We start from the raw sequence: 16,310 nt of genomic DNA on the forward strand, positions 1-16,310 counted from the left end.
TCCTCAGCCGGACAGCAGCCGCATGACCCGGCGGGCCATCCGGCGGGGGCGGGACAGGCGGCGCGACAGCCGGTAGCCGAGCGTCCTGCGGTAGGCCGTCGCCTTGCGCTGCGTCCTGCGCAGTTTGGAACGGGCCCTGACCAGCTCGCGCTCGCGGTAGCTGAGCTTGGTCTCCAGCCTGGCGATCCTGGCCATCGCCGCCGTGAGCTGGCCGGCCAGCCGGTCGCGCGAGCGCAGCAGGTCGCGGTAGGCGGGGGCGGAGCCGGCGCGTTCGGCGGGCTGGCCCAGCTCGGCGTCGAGCTTGCGGGCCAGGTCCAGCTCCTGCTGGTCGCATGGCCGGCCGGCCATGCCGCAGAGCGTCAGCGTGAGCTGGTCGGCCTCCAGCGGCCACGGCCACGGATGGTGGTGCCCGGCGGCCAGCAGCCGCACCGCGAACCGCCACAGCATCCGGCACAGGACGATCACGGGGGCGGGCTCGGGCTCCGGCGACGGGCCGGGGCTGATGGCGGAGAAGCGCTCCCCGTCCCACACCAGGCTGTCGGTGGCCGCCGTGGCGTCGCCGCTGGTCTCCACCCATCGGGCGAGCGCGGCCAGCAGCTCGCGCACGGCGCGCACGTCCTCGCGGGCGCACGCCTCGACGAGGATCTCCTCGACCACGCGGCCCGGCGGGACCTCGCGCGACTCGCCGTCGGGCAGCCGCCGCAGCGTGACCTCGCCGCCCTCCTCGCGCAGCTCGTCGACGGCCGGGCCGTCCTCGACCAGCCCGAGCGGCAGCCCGACGGGTTCGGGCCTGTCGCGGGAGGCGACCGCGAGCCAGATCGGCGCCAGGTGCTCGCCGAGGCCGTGGCGGAAGGCCAGCCGGGTCAGCCGCAGCGGGTCGGCGACCAGCATGCGGTCGTCGGCGCGCGCGCTCAGCGGGAACGTGAGCGCCTCCGGCAGCTCGCGCGCCAGCGCCTCGCGCGACAGGATCGCGCGCGGCGCCCGGCTGTCGGGGTAGGCGGCGTAGCAGCGCTCCACGGCCAGGCCGGTGGCCTCCAGGTCGAAGTCGAGCGCGGCCGGGCCGTTGGGGTAGGTGGGGTCGAAGCCGTGCGGCTCCCACTGCCCGTCGCCCCCGTCGCGGTCGGCCGGGCGCGCTTCGAGGAACCGGTCCACGCCGAGGTCGTTGCGCACGCCGAGGACGAGCCGGCCGCCGGGCGCGACGAGCGCGGCCAGCGCGGCCATCGACTCGCGCCAGGCCGCCGCCGGGGCCTCGGCCGAGTGGGTGCGCTGGAGCCCGTCCAGCGCCAGGACCAGGTCGTACGGCCTGTCGCAGCAGAACGCGGCCAGCCGCCCGCAGTGCACGTCGAGGCCGGGGTGGCGGTCGCCCAGCGCGCACGCGTCGGGGTAGGACCGCACGAGCACCGCCACCGAGGAGGCGCGCCCGGCCACCTCGTCGATCAGCTCTCTCGGGTGCGGCCCGACCAACAGGACGGAGCCGGCGGCCGGGAGCAGCCGGCCGATCAGCTCCCGTGCCACGCCGCGCCAGTCCGTGATGCTCGACCCGTCGGACATGTCTGACCACAGCAGCATCTCGCCGCCGATCAACCGGACGTTCTCGGGCGCCTCGGTCATGCGCATCGCACCCGCTTCCAGCCGAACATTCGCCGTAGCTCCTCAGGTGTCGCCTGATACTCGAATCCCAGCTCGCTCCGCGCGGCCTCGCCGGCCACCTCCGGGTCGACGCGGACGCCGTGCAGCTCGGGCCACAGCCGCATCCGGCGCGCGGTGCCGCCGTACTCGGGCCGCTCGTCGTCGAACTGCATCGGGTCGCCGTACACGCCGATCTCGCAGCCGACGGACGCGCCGTAGAACAGGGCGCTGCCGAGCCGGTTGGAGGCCACGCGGCGGTGCCGCCGGAGCTCGACGAGCTGCTTGCGCAGGAAGTCACGCCCGCTCGGGTCCCAGCGCGATCCGCGCTCGCCGTGGCATATCACCCGAAACCCGCGCGATTCGTACGCCTGCCGGATGCCGGGATTCGCAAATTCCAGCCAATAAAGGCATATGGTGACCGGTTCGGTTTCCGTATCCCGGATCTCATCGGCCAGCCGGGCGTGGTCGCCCGTTACGGAGGCTTTCTCCCAGCCGTGAAAGGGGTACCAGATCGTGCCCGTGCGTTTGGGCTTGACGCCGAGGTCCGGTTCGAGGTCGAGCAGGTAGATCCAGGGCGCGCCGATGAGGTAGTGGCCGCGCCGCCCCATCGACCAACCCCGGCGACGCAGCACGTCAGACCATACGAAACGGGGGTAACCGGGGCTGCACCAGTGATCATTAGGTGGAAATCCATGCAGATAATTCCATCCGTGCTGGAGGAACCCCTGGATACGCCTGGGCGCTTCGTCTGCCATTCCGCAATATCGTCCGAGTATGCGGGAATGACCGTACCAGTGGTTGGATTCGTCCATTGTTTCCCCTCGCGCGGTTGGCAGGCCCCATCCGACATTCCCAGCCCCAGGCGCGGGCCACTCGGAGTTATACGCTTCCATTACTCGCGACGGGTGCTTGGTTTCTGTTGAACGGGGATCACCGCTACACTCAGTTCTGGCTTGAAGACAGAGAGTGAGTGAAGCATGAGTCATCTCGACCGGCTGCGTGAGGTCTTCCGCAGCTCGCTTAACCTCCCGGCCGCCGCCGACGTCGACGGCCTCGAATACCGCGCCATCCCCCAGTGGGACTCCCTGGCCCACATGTCGCTGATCGCGGCGATGGAGGACGAGTTCGCCGTCACGATCGACACCGACGAGATGATCGACATGAGCTCGTTCGCCAAGGCGGCGGCGCTCCTGGAGAAGCATGGCATCGGCGCAGCGGCCCGCTGACCCCCGCGTCGTCCTGGTCACCGGCTCCACCTCGGGGATCGGCCGGGCCATCGCCACGCGGCTGGCCACCACCCACCGCGAGGTCGTCGTCCACGGCCGCGACCAGGCCCGCACCGCCAAGGCGGCGGGCGAGCTGGCCGCGCTCACCGGCGGCCGGGTCGGCGGCGTCCACGGCGACGTGTCCGACCCCACCGCGATCTCCGCGATGATGCGCGAGATCCACCAGCGTCACGGCCGCCTCGACGGCCTGGTGATCAACGCGGGCGTCCACGCCGCGGCCCTGCTCGGCATGCTGCCCAGCGCCGGAGTCAGTGACCTGTTCGCGGTCAACGCGGTGGGCGCGGTCCACACCCTTCAGGGCGCGGTCCGGCTGCTGCGCCGGGGCATCAGCCCGTCGGTCGTGCTGGTCTCCTCGGTCATGGGCCGCGACGGCGGCCCCGGCCAGGCGGTCTACTCCGCCACCAAGGCGTCCCTGCTGGGCCTGGCCAAGGCCGCGGCCAAGGAGCTCGGCCCGGCGGGCATCCGGGTCAACGCCGTCACTCCCGGCTACATCCAGACCGCGATGCTGTCCACGCTCGACGCCGAGGCGAGCGCCGCCACCGTGGCCGCCACGCCGCTCGGCCGCCTGGGCACCGCCGACGACGTGGCCGCGCTGGCCGCCTTCCTGCTCTCCAGTGACGCCTGCTTCATCACCGGGCAGGTCATCGGCGTCGACGGCGGGCTGGTGCCGTGAGTCATGGTTGATCTCCCGCACCCGGGCGCGCGGCTCGTCTCCGACGAGGAGCCGGGCGGTCTCGGCGGCGACGCCCTCGCCACCCGCGTCGAGCGCGCCGCCGCCACCCTGGACGGGTTGCCGGCCGGTCCGATCTTCTGCGGCATGCGCAACGACCTGCCCTCGGTGGTGCGCTACCTGGCCGCCTGGCGGGCCCGGCGGGCGGTGGCGCTGCTCGACCCCGACCTGCCCGCCGCCGCGCTGGCCGAGCTCGCGGGCCGGTTCAAGCCCGCCGCCCTGCTCGGCTTCGCCCACGCGCCGCACGGCGCGACGGCACGCAGCGCGGGCAGCCCGACCCATCCCGACCTGGCCGTGCTGCTGGCGACCTCCGGCTCGACCGGCAGCCCCAAGCTGGTGCGGCTCTCGCGCGCCGCCGTGCTCGCCAACGCGCGGGCCATCGCCGAGGCGCTGGCCATCGGGCCCGCCGAGATCGCGCCCACCAGCCTGCCGCTGCACTACAGCTACGGCCTGTCGGTGCTCAACAGCCACCTGGTGGCCGGCGCGAGCGTCCTGCTGACCGACGCGGGGCTGCTCGAACGCTCCTTCTGGGCCTCGCTCGACGAGCACCGCTGCACCTCGCTCGCCGCGGTGCCCTATCAGTACGAGATGCTGCGCAGGCTCCGCTTCGACCCCGCCGACCACCCGTCGCTCACCACGCTCACCCAGGCGGGCGGCCGGCTCAGGCCCGACCTGGTCACCGAGTTCGCCGCCCTGCCCACGACCCTCTACGTCATGTACGGCCAGACCGAGGCGACGGCCCGGATCGCGGTGCTGCCCCCCGACCGGCTGGCCGGCAAGCCGGGCTCGGCGGGGGTCGCGGTGCCCGGCGGCCGGCTGGAGATCGTCGACGGCGAGGTCGTCTACCACGGCCCCAACGTGATGATGGGCTATGCCGACGAGGCCGCCGACCTGGCCAAGGGCGACGAGCTGGGCGGCGTGCTGCGCACCGGTGACCTGGGCCACCTCGACGAGGAGGGGTTCCTGCACCTCACCGGCCGGGTCAAGCGCATCGCCAAGATCTTCGGCGTGCGGGTCAACCTCGACGACGTGGAGCGGCTGCTGCGCGACTGCGGCCCGATCGCGGCCACCGGCGGCGACGACCGGGTCACGGTGTGGGCCGAGGGCGTCGACGCCAAGGGCTGCTCGACGCTGGCCCGGCGGCTCGGCACCGAGCTGCGGCTGCACTGGAGCGGCTTCGACGTGCGCGGCGTCGACCGGTTGCCGCTGCTCACCACCGGCAAGATCGACTACCGCGCCCTGGAGGCCCGGACGTGACCGTCTTCACCCTGTCGGCAGCCGAGCGTGAGGCCGCGCTGCTGCCCGAGCTGACCGCGCTCACCGAGCGGCACCGCCTGGCTTGCCCTCCTTACCGGCGCATCCTCGACGCGATCGGCGCCAGGCCGCCCTACGACCGGGTGGCGGCGCTGCCGTGGCTGCCGGTGCGGCTGTTCAAGACCCACGAGCTGCGCAGCGTTCCCGAGGACCAGGTGTTCCGGGTGCTCACCTCCAGCGGCACGACCGGGCAGCGGCCCAGCCGCGTCTACCTCGACCGGGAGGCCGCCGCGGCTCAGCCGCGCATGCTCGCGGCGACGCTGCGGGCGGTGCTGGGCGAGCGGCGGCTGCCCATGCTGATCGTCGACAGCCGCGCGGTGGTGCGCGACCCGGCGCTGAGCGCCCGGGGCGCGGGCGTCCTCGGCATGATGAACTTCGGCCGGGACCACACCTTCGCCCTCGACGAGCGGGGCGAGCTCGACGCCGAGGCGGTCAAGGGCTTCCTGGCCAGGCACGGCGCCGAGCCCTACCTGATCTTCGGCTTCACCTACCTGGCCTGGCTCCACCTGCGCGAGCTGGGCATGGACCTGTCGCAGGGCGTGCTCGTCCACTCCGGCGGCTGGAAGAAGCTGGCCGAGCAGTCGGTCGACAACCAGGAGTTCCGCAGGCGCCTGGCCGAGGAGTGCGGGCTGCGCCGTGTCCACAACTTCTACGGCATGGTCGAGCAGATCGGCACGGTCTTCCTCGAAGGCCCCGACGGCGGCGGCCTCTACTGCCCCGACTTCGCCGACGTGGTGATCCGCGACCCCGACACCTGGCAGGAGGCGCCGCCGGGGGCGCCGGGGCTGATCGAGGTGGTGAGCACGCTGCCGACCTCCTATCCCGGCCACGTGCTGCTGACCGAGGACCTGGGCGTGGTCCACGGCGTCGACGACGGCGTGTGGCCCGGCAAGCGCTTCTCGGTGCTGGGCCGGCTGCCCCGGGCCGAGGCGCGCGGGTGCAGCGACACCTACGGGCAGGCGGCCGCGTAATGCTCGACGTGAGGTTCCCCGACGGCCCGCCGGTCCCGGTCGGCACCCTGCTCGACCAGATCACCGCGGGCGGCGGCCTGGCTGTGGGCGACGAGCGGGTGCGCGACTTCCTCACCGGGTTCGGCCGCCGCCTGCTGCGGCCCACGCTGTCGCGCCGCCATCCCGAGCTGGGCTCGCTCGGCTTCTTCCTGCGCCGCAGCGAGCTGCTGCGCACCGTCGAGGGCCTGCGCGGCGATCACGTACGGGTGCCGCGCGGCCTGGTGTTCCACATCCCGCCCGCCAACGTCGACACCGTGTTCGTCTACTCGTGGGCGCTGTCGGCGCTGATGGGCAACCGCAACGTGGTGCGCCTGTCGCCCCGGGCCGGCACGGTCGCCTCGACCATCGTCGAAACGCTGCTGGAGTCGCTCGACGGGGCCGACCCGGTGGTGGCCGCGACCCAGCGGATCGTCTGCTACGACCGCTCCGACTCCATCACCGCCGCGCTCTCCTCGGGCTGCGACCTGCGGGTCATCTGGGGCGGCGACCGGACCGTCGACGAGATCCGCAAGCATCCGCTGGCCCCGCACGCGCGCGACCTGACCTTCCCCGACCGCTCGTCGTTCGCGGCCGTGCGCTCGTCGGCCTGGTTGGCCGCGCCGCCCGCCACCCGGGTGGCGATGGCCGAGGGGTTCGTCAACGACTCCTACTGGTTCGACCAGGCCGCCTGCTCCTCGCCGCGGACCGTCTTCTGGGTGGGGCCGCGCGACGAGTCCGACGCCGCCCGCGCCGACTTCACCGCCCACCTGTCGCAGGCCGTCTCCCAGCGGGGCTGGGCGGTCGACGCGGCGATGGCCGTGGAGAAGCGGGTCGCCACCTACGGCATGGCCGCCGACGGGTCGGCCGGGACGATCGACTTCCACGGCAACGCGCTGGCCAACGTCACGCTGTCGACCGCCGTGGCCGCCCCCCGCCGCTGGCTCGGCACCGGCACGTTCGCCCACGCCAGGCTCGGCACGCTGACCGAGCTGGTGCCGCTGGTGGGGCGGCGCGACCAGACGATGACGCACTTCGGGTTCGCCAGGGACGAGCTGATGGAGCTGGCCCAGGTGCTCGCCGGGCGCGGGGTCGACCGGATGGTGCCGTTCGGTGACGCGCTGAGCTTCCACCGGGTGTGGGACGGCGTCGATCTGGCCGCCGAGTTCACCCGGCTGGTCATGGTGTCGGCCTGACCAGCGGGTTCAGGGGCTGAGGAGGCTGAGGGGACTGAGGGCGCCATGACGGTCGCGCTGTCCAGGGTGCCGGTGCTGCCTGCCGCGCGGGCGCGGCGTGGCTACGGGTGGGTGCCGGCGGTGCTGGTGGCCGTGGCCGCCGTGGTGGTGCTGTGGCACCACGGCGTGCCGCTGCAGGACCTCGGCGCTTTCGCCGGCTACGTCGGGCTCGGGGTGATGCTGCCCGGGACGCTGCTCTGGCGGGCGCTGGGGCCCGGGGGCGGGTCGCTGCCCGCCGACCTGGCCGCCGGGCTGGCGCTCGGCTACGCGATCGAGGTGCTGGTCTACCTGCCGGCGCGGGCGCTCGGGGCGCCGCTCGCGGTGGCCGCCTGGCCGGTGCTGACCGTCGTGGCGTTCCTGGCGGTGCCGAAGCTGCGGCGCCACTGGCGCGGCTCGGGCGTACGGGTGCCGCTGTGGTGGGCGTGGGCCATGTCGGGCGTCGTCGGCTACCTGCTCGCCTGGAGCGCCCGGCAGTTCTACGCGGTGCATGGGCTGACCTGGCCGGGCAACGCCGGCCCCTACGTCGACATGCACTACCACCTGGCGCTTCTCGGCGAGGTCCGGCATCACGTGCCGCCGCAGTTCCCGTCGGTGCTGGGTGAGCCGCTGTCCTACCACTGGTTCGTCTACGCGGAGATGGCCGCGACGAGCTGGCTGACCGGGATCGAGCCGCAGACGCTGCTCTACCGGCTGAGCGTGCTGCCGATGCTGGCGGCGACGATGGTGCTGCTCGGGGTGACCGGGTGGCGGCTGGCCGGGCGGGCCTGGGCGGGGGTGGCGTCCGTGGTGGCCGCCTGTCTGGCGTGCTCGCCGGCGCTGCCGGCCGGGAGCGTGGAGCTGTTCCCGGCGATGTCGCCGTTCAGCGCCTGGCTGAGCCCCACGCAGACGTTCGGGGCGTTGCTGTTCGCGCCGGTGGTGCTCGCGCTGATCGCCTACCTGCGCGACGGGCGCGGGCGGTGGCTGGTCGTGGGGGTGCTGCTGCTCGCGCTCACCGGGGCCAAGGCGACCTACCTGCCGCTGCTGGTGGCCGGGCTGGGGGTGGTGCTGGGGGTGCGGCTGCTGGTGGACCGGCGGGTGCACCGGCCCGCGCTGGCCGCCGCGGGGCTGGCCGTGGGCGGGCTGCTGGTGGCGCAGTTCGTGCTGTTCGCGCACGGGACCCAGGGCATGACGGTGACGCCGTTCGACACGATGCTGCGGCTGTGGCGGGCGGCGGCCGAGCTGAGCGACCCGGAGATGGCGCAGCTCCCCGTGGGGCTGGCGCTGGCGCTCGCGGGACTCCACGTGGGCGCGCTGGCGTGCGTGTGGTCGGGCATCGCGGGGCTCGCGCTGTGGCGGGGGTGGGACCCGGGGGTGTTGTTGCTCGGCGGCATCGGGGCCGCCGGGGTGGGGGCCGTGCTGGTGTTCGGGCATCCGGCCGCCTCCCAGCTCTACTTCCTGACCAGCGCGAAGCCCTACCTGGCGATCCTGGCGGTCGCGGGGGCCGGGGCGCTGCTGCGGGCCTTCCCCGGGGCGTGGCGGGTCGCGGCGGGCGCGCTGGCCGCCGGGGCGGGGCTGGCGGTGCTGGTGGCGGAGACGCTCGGCGTCGAGGTTCCGGCGCGGGAGCTGCGGCTCGCCGACGTCGCGCTGCCGTACCTGGTGCTGGGGGGTGTGCTGGTCGTCGCCGGGGCGGCGGTGGCGGTGTGGCGCAGGCCGGTCGCGGCGGTGGTCGCGGCGGCGCTGGCGTGCGGCTACACGGTGCCGGCGGCGGCGGTCAAGGCGGTGCGGCAGGTCGGGCCGGGCGGGCAGTTCCGGCAGATGATGCCCGAAGGGGGCATGGAGGCGGCGCGGTGGCTGCGCGACCACTCCGGGCCGGGCGACGTGGTGGCCACCAACCTGCACTGCCGGCCGACCGTGCGGCGGCACTGCGACGCCCGGCACTACTGGGTGTCGGGCTACAGCGAGCGGCGGGTGCTGGTCGAGGGGTGGGCGTACGCGATGAGCACGCTCCGGCGGGCGCCCGAGACGAGGGAGTCCTATCTGCGGATCGGGTTCGCCGATCCGTTGCGGCTGGCGGTGAACGACGCGGCCTTCCAGACCCCGTCGGAACGCACCATCGGGCGGCTGGCCCAGAAATACGGGGTCAGGTGGCTGTTCGTGGAGGGGGTCCGGGAGTCGCCGGATGTCGGGAGGTTCGCCCGGTTGCGTTTCCACAAGGGGGACTGCGCGGTCTATGAGGTGATCGGCGGGTAAAGACCTGGCCTGGTCCGTGCCCGGTGCGCGGAAATCAACCGGCCCGGCCCGTTCCGCCCGCCCACCATTTTCCCCAGGACCAGCGACGAGGGGAACCCATGGACACGCGCTTGCGCGCAGGCACCGTCGTCGACGCGCCCGCCCGGCTCGCGACCGTCGACATCGTCATTCCCGTCTACAACGAGGAACGCGCGCTGCCCGGCTGCGTGCGCACGCTCACCGCGTTCCTGGACGACTCCTTCCCGATGCCGTGGCGCATCACGATCGTGGACAACGGCAGCACCGACGCCACCTGGCAGATCGCCCAGGCGCTCGCCTCGGGGCACAGCCGGGTGCACGCCAGGCGGCTGGAGATCGCCGGGCGGGGCGCGGCGCTGAAGGCGGCCTGGCGTGACAGCCCGGCCGACATCGTCGCGTACATGGACGTGGACCTGTCCACCGGGCTCGGCGCGCTGTTCCCGATGGTGGCGTCGCTGGCCAGCGGCCACTCCGAGATCGCCATCGGCACCCGGCTCGCGCACACCGCCCGCACCCGCCGCTCGGTCAAGCGGGAGGTGATCTCGCGCGGTTACAACGCGCTGCTGCGGGTGGGCTTCGGGGCCCGGTTCAGCGACGCGCAGTGCGGGTTCAAGGCGGCGCGGGCCGACGTGATCAGGCCGCTGATGGACCGGGTCGAGGACGACGCCTGGTTCTTCGACACCGAGCTGCTCCTGCTCGCCGAGCACAACGGGCTGCGCGTGCACGAGGTGCCGGTCGACTGGGTGGAGGACCTGGACTCGCGGGTCCGGGTGGTCCGCACGGCCGTGGCCGACCTGAAGGGGCTGGCCCGGCTGACCTGGTCGATGTCCACCGGGCGGGCCACCGTCGACGTGGCCGGGCCCGCCGAGCTCGCGCCCGTTCACCCGGACGCCGTGGTGGCCGAGCCGAAGGTGGCCAAGCTGGTCAAGTTCGCCGCCGTCGGGGCGTTCACCTCGGTCCTGTACGCGCTGCTCTACCTGCCGCTCAGGGAGGTGCTGGAGCCCGCGCTGTGCAACCTGGCGGCGCTCGTGCTCACCGGGGTGGTCAACACCGAGGCCAATCGCCGCTGGACGTTCGGCAGGCGGGGCGGCAAGCGTACCGGGATGCATCTGCGGGCGGCGGCGGTGTTCCTGTCGAACTACGCCGTCACCACCGCGGTGGTGGTGGGGCTGGCCCCGGCGGCGGGGCGGCTGTTCGAGGTCGCCGCGGTCGTCGCCACCTACGGCGTGCTCACCCTGTTGCGTTTCATCGCCCTCGACCGCTGGGTTTTCGCCCGCACACGGAGTTGATGCATTGTGGACGTCACCGAGATCCGGCAGCTCGTCGCGCTGGAGCAGACCCACTGGTGGTACCGGGAGCGGCGGGCGATCCTGCGCGCCGAGCTGCGGCGGCTGGCCCGCCACGGCCGTCCCGGGCGGGCGCTCGACCTGGGCGCGGCGGGCGGCGGCAACACGCGCGTGCTCGTGGAGCAGGGCTGGGACGCAACCGCGGCCGACTGCTCGGAGGAGGCCGTGGAGGTCGCCAGGCAGCGCGGGCTGCGGGCGATGGTCGCCGACGCCCGGTGGCCTCCGGTGGAGTCGGCCAGCGTCGACCTGGTGACGGCGTTCGACGTGCTCGAACACGTCGAGGAGGACTACCTGGTCACCGAGCAGATGGCGCGGGTGCTGCGGCCGGGCGGGCACGCGCTGATCGCGGTGCCGTGCGACATGTCGCTGTGGTCGGAGCACGACGACGCCGTCGGGCACCTGCGCCGCTACGACCGCGCCTCGCTGACCACCGTCGTGGAGAAGGCGGGGCTGCGGGTGGAGCGGGTGTGGAGCTGGAACGTGCTGCTGCGCCCGCTGGTCGCCCGGCACCGGCGCGGCTCGACGGGCAGCGACCTGCGCAAGCTGCCGTTCCTGGTGAACGCGGGGCTGTCGGCGGTCGTGATCGCAGAACGGTACCTACCGGTCAAATCATGCAAAGGCGTAACACTGTTCCTACGGGCCCGGCTGGGCGGATGATCCCGGCGATACAGTGGAGCATGTGCTGATCCAGGGCTTGCTCTCCGTCTCCTTGCTGGTCTCCGGCGCCCCCGCCGGCGCCTCACAGGCGAAGATCGACTGTGCCAGGGTCAAGTGCCTGGCGCTCACGTTCGACGACGGGCCCGGCAAGACCACGCCGGCCCTGCTCGACCTGCTCAAGAAGGAACGGGTCAAGGCCACGTTCTTCCTGGTCGGCAACAAGGTGGAGGAGCGTCCGGCCATCGCCAGGCGCACCGCCCGAGAGGGTCACGCGATCGGCAACCACACCTACTCGCACCCGTCGCTGCCGACGCTGTTCGACGACGACGTCCTCGACGAGCTCGGCGCCACCCAGGAGGCCATCGAGAAGGCCACCGGCCGGGCGCCGTCGATGTTCCGGCCGCCCTACGGGCACACCGACGACCGGGTGCTCCACCTGGCCTCCCAGCACGACCTGGCGCAGGTGATGTGGACCGGCACCACCCTCGACTGGGACCTGCGCGACGCCAGGAAGATCAAGGCCGCGGTGCTCCGGCTGGCCAGGCGCGACGGCGTGATCCTCATGCACGACACGGTCCCGGCGACGGTCAAGGCCATGCCGGGGATCGTCAAGGAGCTGAAGAAGCGCGGCTACCACCTGGTCACGGTGCCGGCGCTGCTGCGCGGCAAGAAGCCGGAGCCGGGCGCCAGCTACCCGTCCTGACCCGGGGCGAAGGCGCGCAGCGTGGCCTCGACGAGGGCGTCGGCGTAGTCGTCCGTCAGCGGGCCGGAGCGGTGCAGCCAGCGGTGATACAGGGGGGCGTAGAGGATCTCCAGCACCAGGTCGAGGTCGGCGTCGGCATCGAGCTGGCCGGCCCGCTGGGCGCTGCGGAGCCGTTCCTTCTTGATCTCGTCCACGGGGTGGGCGAGTTTCTCCCGATACTGGGCGGCGAGGCCGGGGTCGCCGATGATCTCCTGGTTGAGCGCCCGGATCGGCGCGTCGAAGGCGGGGTCGGCCAGCTCGGCGACCGTGGCCCGCATGACGAGCTTGAGATCGGCCGCCAGGTCGCCGGTGTCGGGCAGCGCCATGTTCTCGCCGGCCGGGTCCTGGCTGAGGGCCAGGAAGGAGTCGAAGACCACGGCGCCCTTCGACGGCCACCAGCGGTAGATGGTCTGCTTGCCGACGCCCGCCCGCGCCGCGATGGCCTCGATCGAGACCTTGGCGTAGCCCAGCTCGGAGATCAGCTCGCGGGCGGCCTGGAGGATCGCCTGCCGGGAGCGCTCGCTGCGGCGGGCGGGGTTCGGCTTCTTGGACTCGGGCATGGGGTCAGGCTACCACCTTGGCGAGACGGTACGTCTCGTCTTGGTGAGATCGGTCAGAGGAGGGGATGAACTTCCGGGTGGGTGCGCCACCAGCGGGTGAAGGCCGGATTGTCCTCCACGTGATCCTCGAAGGCGCGGGCCAGGCCCCGGTAGACGGCGGCCGCGGCAGTGGCGCTGAGCCGGTCGCGGCGCCAGGCCAGGATGAGGCGGGCGACCTGGGGCTCACCGGCCAGCGGGCGGACGACCGTGCCTTCGGGCTCGGGCCAGGTGGGGTCGACCAGACGGATGCCGTGCCCGGCCGCGACCAGGGGGCGGCCCGCGCCGCTGGGGGCGTCGTAGCGGACGTCGGGCTCGAACCCGGCGGCGCGGCAGGAGGCGCGCAGCGCGGCCAGCGAGCCGTCGTCGGCGCCGGGCGGGCTGATCCAGCGCTCGTTCCTGAGGTCGGCGAGGTCGATCTCAGGCTGCGAGGCCAGCGGGTGCTCCGCCGACAGCGCGACGAAGATCGGGTAGCGCGGGACGAGTGTCCGGGTGACGACGGGCGCGGTCAGCGGCACGTCGAAGCCCTCGATCATGCCCATGAGCGCGGCGTCGAGCTTGCCGTGGGCCAAGGCGTCGGCGAGCAGGACGGCGGACGGCTCGATCCGCAGCGAGATGGGCCGGCCGGGCAGCGCCTCGGTGACCCGGTCCACGACGCTGCCCACGCAGGCCAGGTGGACGCAGCCGAGCTGGAGCCCGGCGGTGGCGGCGCCGGTGTCGCGCAGGTCGCCGAAGAGCGCGTCGATTTCGGACAGGACGATTCTGGCCCGCGCGATGACCTGGCGGCCCAGCGGCGTCGGCTCGACACCGGCGTGGCTGCGGACGAAGAGCTCTCCCCCGACGCTCTCCTCGACCTTCCTGAGCTGATTGGTCATGGCGGGCTGCGACAGGCCGAGGCGGGCGGCGGCTCGGGTCACGCTGCCCGTCTCGGCGATCGCACAGACCATCCGGAGGTGCCTGAGGTCGAGGTCCATGACCAGAAATTAGGGCATACGCAACACTTATGCCCGGGTGTATGACCCACTTCGACCGATGACTTTCACACTCGGACCGACCTCGCATCCATGCGGATACCCCCCGGAGGTTCGTGTGCGCAAGCTGCTCCTGTTAACCGCCCTGCTCGTGCCCTTCGCCGTCGCGGCTCCGGCCGCGGCCGAGCCGCCACCCGCCGCGGCCGAGCCGCCGCCCGCCGCGACCGCTGCCGCGGCCACGATCGACGACCACGTACGCAAGGAGCCTCTGGCCCTCAAGGACCGGGCCCCGCTCCCCGCCTCCAAGGACGCGCTGCGGCGCGACTACGACGAACCCGCCGCCCCCGACGCCAGGACCGCCAAGGCCGCCGCCTGCTCGGTGAGCGACTTCACCAGCCGTACCGGCAGCGCGCTCGTCCAGCAGATCAAGGCGTCCACCACCGAGTGCGTCGGCACCCTGTTCAGCCTGACGGGCCGGGACGCGAACCTGGCCTTCCGCGAGTCGCAGATGGTCAGCGTCGCGTACGCGCTGCGCGACAGCGGCGCGAGCTACCCCGGCGACAACAGCACCGCCACCGCCCAGCTCGTGCTCTACCTGCGGGCCGGCTACTACGTCCAGTGGTACTACCCCGGCGACGTCGGCGCGTACGGCCAGACGCTGAAGACCGCCATCCAGGCCGGTCTGGACGCGTTCTTCGGCAACCCCCGATCGGGCACGGTCAGCGACGCCAACGGCGACGTGCTGTCGGAGGCGGTCACGCTGATCGACAGCGCCGCCGAGAACGACCGCTACCTGTACGTGGTCGAGCGCCTGCTCAACGACTACGACAGCTCGTACGACGGGTCGTGGTCGATGCTGAACGCGGTCAACAGCGTCTACACCGTGCTGTTCCGTGGGCACCAGCTCCCGGCGTTCGTCGCGGCGGTGCGGGCGGATCGCGGGGTGCTCGACACGCTGACCTCGTTCGCGACGCGCCACCTGGCGCTGCTCGGCACCGACAACGGCTACCTGACCTCGAACGCGGGCCGCGAGCTGGCCCGGTTCCTCCAGCACGCCGACCTGCGGGCCACGGTCCGGCCGTTGGCGCGCGACCTGCTCACGCGCAGCTCCATCACCGGCGCCACCGCTCCCCTGTGGGTCGGCGTCGCCGAGATGGCCGACTTCTACGACGGGTCGAACTGCTCCTACTACGGCGTCTGCGACCTGCAGGAGCGGCTGGCGGCCGAGGTGCTGCCCGTCACCCACACCTGCAGCCCCAGCATCAGGATCCGCGCCCAGCAGATGACCTCCGCGCAGCTCGACGGCAGCTGCTCCAGCCTGGCCGGGCAGGACGCGTTCTTCCACGACGTGGCGCGCGACAACGGCCCGGTCGCCGGTGACCGCAACACCACGCTGGAGGTCGTGGTGTTCGACTCCAGCGCCGACTACCAGACGTACGCGGGCGCGATGTTCGGCATCGACACCGACAACGGCGGCATGTACCTGGAGGGCGACCCGTCGGCGACGGGCAACCAGCCGCGGTTCATCGCCTACGAGGCCGAGTGGCTGCGCCCCGACTTCCAGATCTGGAACCTCAACCACGAGTACACCCACTACCTCGACGGCCGCTTCAACATGCACGGCGACTTCTCGGCCGGGGTCAGCACGCCGACGATCTGGTGGATCGAGGGCTTCGCCGAGTACGTGTCGTACTCGTACCGGAACCTGGCCTACGACGCGGCGATCGCGGAGGCGGCCAAGCGTACGTACGGGCTGTCGACGCTGTGGAACACCACCTATTCGCACGATTCGACCCGCGTGTACCGGTGGGGCTACCTGGCCGTCCGCTACATGTTCGAGCGGCATCCGGCCGACGTGGCCACCGTGCTGGGCTCGTACCGGACGGGCGCGTGGAGCACCGCGCGGACGTTCCTGACCAGCACGATCGGCAGCCGGTACGACGCCGACTGGAACACCTGGCTGGGCTCGCTCGGCAACGGCGGCTCGACGCCGTCGGCGGGGTTCACGTACGCGGCGAGCGGGCTGACGGCGTCGTTCACCGACACCTCGACCGGGACGATCACCGCCCGGCGCTGGGACTTCGGCGACGGCGGCTCGGCCACGTCGGCCAACCCGTCCCACACGTACGCCTCGGCGGGCACGTACACGGTCAGCCTGACGGTCACCGGCGAGGGCGGCCGCACCGACACCACGAGCAAGCAGGTCACGGTCACGGCGGCGGCGGAGTGCACCGGCACGGACCCGAGGCAGCTCGGCCAGGACTGCCGGCGCAGCGGCCTGTCGGCGTCCGCGGGGAACTACGCCTATCTGTACCTGTACGTGCCGGCGGGCACGGCGAGGCTGACCCTGACCTCGTCGGGCGGCACCGGTGATGCCGACCTGTATTACAGCGGCAGCTCCTGGGCCACCACGTCGTCCTACACGCAGCGGGCGACGGGCGCGGGCAACGCGCACACGCTGACGGTCGTCAACCCGGCGCCCGGCTACCACTACGTCAGCCTGTACGGGGCCAAGGCGTTCTCGGGCGCGGCGGTGACGACGGACTTCTGACCGGCCTCACCTTGACTCCC

Annotated in this window: 14 protein-coding genes; 10 read left to right on the forward strand and 4 right to left on the reverse strand. The window is 72.9% G+C overall.

The features are described from left to right. Window positions 1-3: 3 nt before the first annotated feature. Both AB0G11_RS36980 and AB0G11_RS36985 read right to left on the reverse strand, forming a co-directional pair. Complete coding sequence (locus AB0G11_RS36980) at window positions 4-1,611, reverse strand: hypothetical protein (RefSeq protein ID WP_357591323.1); 1,608 nt, start codon at window positions 1,609-1,611, stop codon at window positions 4-6. Next, window positions 1,608-2,237, reverse strand: a complete 630-nt coding sequence (locus AB0G11_RS36985; RefSeq protein ID WP_246643999.1) for a hypothetical protein — start codon at window positions 2,235-2,237, stop codon at window positions 1,608-1,610. The genes AB0G11_RS36980 and AB0G11_RS36985 overlap by 4 nt, the downstream gene beginning before the upstream one ends. A 369-nt stretch (window positions 2,238-2,606) precedes the next feature. Here AB0G11_RS36985 and AB0G11_RS36990 point away from each other — a divergent pair, with 369 nt between their 5' ends. The 9 genes from AB0G11_RS36990 (at window position 2,607) to AB0G11_RS37030 (ending at window position 12,133) form a co-directional block, all read left to right on the forward strand. Beyond that, window positions 2,607-2,855: an acyl carrier protein gene (locus tag AB0G11_RS36990; RefSeq protein WP_219500578.1), complete on the forward strand. Its 249-nt coding sequence runs from the start codon at window positions 2,607-2,609 to the stop codon at window positions 2,853-2,855. Further along, entirely contained in the window at window positions 2,830-3,588 is a 759-nt protein-coding gene (locus tag AB0G11_RS36995) for an SDR family NAD(P)-dependent oxidoreductase (protein ID WP_219500576.1), read from the forward strand. Before AB0G11_RS36990 ends, AB0G11_RS36995 begins: the two co-directional genes overlap by 26 nt. Window positions 3,589-3,591: 3 nt before the next feature. Then, on the forward strand, window positions 3,592-4,902 hold the full coding sequence (locus AB0G11_RS37000; RefSeq protein WP_219500574.1) for an AMP-binding protein: 1,311 nt from the start codon (window positions 3,592-3,594) through the stop codon (window positions 4,900-4,902). Then, window positions 4,899-5,930, forward strand: a complete 1,032-nt coding sequence (locus AB0G11_RS37005; protein WP_308125614.1) for an acyl-protein synthetase — start codon at window positions 4,899-4,901, stop codon at window positions 5,928-5,930. Before AB0G11_RS37000 ends, AB0G11_RS37005 begins: the two co-directional genes overlap by 4 nt. Beyond that, on the forward strand, window positions 5,930-7,141 hold the full coding sequence (locus tag AB0G11_RS37010) for an acyl-CoA reductase (protein ID WP_357591324.1): 1,212 nt from the start codon (window positions 5,930-5,932) through the stop codon (window positions 7,139-7,141). Before AB0G11_RS37005 ends, AB0G11_RS37010 begins: the two co-directional genes overlap by 1 nt. 45 nt (window positions 7,142-7,186) lie before the next feature. Further along, entirely contained in the window at window positions 7,187-9,409 is a 2,223-nt protein-coding gene (locus AB0G11_RS37015) for a hypothetical protein (RefSeq protein WP_357591326.1), read from the forward strand. 98 nt (window positions 9,410-9,507) lie between these two features. Then, entirely contained in the window at window positions 9,508-10,716 is a 1,209-nt protein-coding gene (locus AB0G11_RS37020) for a glycosyltransferase (protein ID WP_357591328.1), read from the forward strand. 6 nt (window positions 10,717-10,722) lie between these two features. After that, window positions 10,723-11,430, forward strand: a complete 708-nt coding sequence (locus AB0G11_RS37025) for a class I SAM-dependent methyltransferase (RefSeq protein WP_357591330.1) — start codon at window positions 10,723-10,725, stop codon at window positions 11,428-11,430. Between the two features lie 22 nt (window positions 11,431-11,452). Then, a complete protein-coding gene (locus tag AB0G11_RS37030) occupies window positions 11,453-12,133 on the forward strand; it encodes a polysaccharide deacetylase family protein (RefSeq protein ID WP_357591332.1) in 681 nt (226 codons plus the stop codon). Here the strand turns inward: AB0G11_RS37030 and AB0G11_RS37035 are convergent. Continuing rightward, window positions 12,121-12,732 carry a TetR/AcrR family transcriptional regulator gene (locus tag AB0G11_RS37035; protein WP_219500563.1) on the reverse strand — a complete coding sequence of 204 codons (612 nt, stop codon included), beginning with the start codon at window positions 12,730-12,732 and terminating at the stop codon, window positions 12,121-12,123. The genes AB0G11_RS37030 and AB0G11_RS37035 overlap by 13 nt on opposite strands. A 53-nt stretch (window positions 12,733-12,785) precedes the next feature. Continuing rightward, the gene (locus AB0G11_RS37040; protein WP_357591333.1) at window positions 12,786-13,742 is read right to left on the reverse strand and encodes a LysR family transcriptional regulator; all 957 of its coding nucleotides are present in this window, start codon (window positions 13,740-13,742) and stop codon (window positions 12,786-12,788) included. Between the two features lie 115 nt (window positions 13,743-13,857). On the opposite strand from AB0G11_RS37040, the gene AB0G11_RS37045 reads away from it, so the two are divergent. After that, window positions 13,858-16,290: a collagenase gene (locus AB0G11_RS37045; RefSeq protein WP_357591335.1), complete on the forward strand. Its 2,433-nt coding sequence runs from the start codon at window positions 13,858-13,860 to the stop codon at window positions 16,288-16,290. Window positions 16,291-16,310: the final 20 nt, after the last annotated feature.

It is taken from the genome of Nonomuraea sp. NPDC023979 (assembly GCF_040639085.1).
Lineage (GTDB): Bacteria > Actinomycetota > Actinomycetes > Streptosporangiales > Streptosporangiaceae > Nonomuraea > Nonomuraea ceibae.

Bases quoted from the DNA above. Each gene is read 5' to 3' on its own strand.
- AB0G11_RS37015 (WP_357591326.1), top strand. From the start codon at position 7,187: ATGACGGTCGCGCTGTCCAGGGTGCCGGTGCTGCCTGCCGCGCGGGCG.
- AB0G11_RS37035 (WP_219500563.1), bottom strand. From the start codon at position 12,732: ATGCCCGAGTCCAAGAAGCCGAACCCCGCCCGCCGCAGCGAGCGCTCC.
- AB0G11_RS36985 (WP_246643999.1), bottom strand. From the start codon at position 2,237: ATGGGGCGGCGCGGCCACTACCTCATCGGCGCGCCCTGGATCTACCTG.
- AB0G11_RS36990 (WP_219500578.1), top strand. From the start codon at position 2,607: ATGAGTCATCTCGACCGGCTGCGTGAGGTCTTCCGCAGCTCGCTTAAC.
- AB0G11_RS37040 (WP_357591333.1), bottom strand. From the start codon at position 13,742: ATGGACCTCGACCTCAGGCACCTCCGGATGGTCTGTGCGATCGCCGAG.
- AB0G11_RS36980 (WP_357591323.1), bottom strand. From the start codon at position 1,611: ATGACCGAGGCGCCCGAGAACGTCCGGTTGATCGGCGGCGAGATGCTG.
- AB0G11_RS36995 (WP_219500576.1), top strand. From the start codon at position 2,830: ATGGCATCGGCGCAGCGGCCCGCTGACCCCCGCGTCGTCCTGGTCACC.
- AB0G11_RS37010 (WP_357591324.1), top strand. From the start codon at position 5,930: ATGCTCGACGTGAGGTTCCCCGACGGCCCGCCGGTCCCGGTCGGCACC.
- AB0G11_RS37000 (WP_219500574.1), top strand. From the start codon at position 3,592: ATGGTTGATCTCCCGCACCCGGGCGCGCGGCTCGTCTCCGACGAGGAG.
- AB0G11_RS37020 (WP_357591328.1), top strand. From the start codon at position 9,508: ATGGACACGCGCTTGCGCGCAGGCACCGTCGTCGACGCGCCCGCCCGG.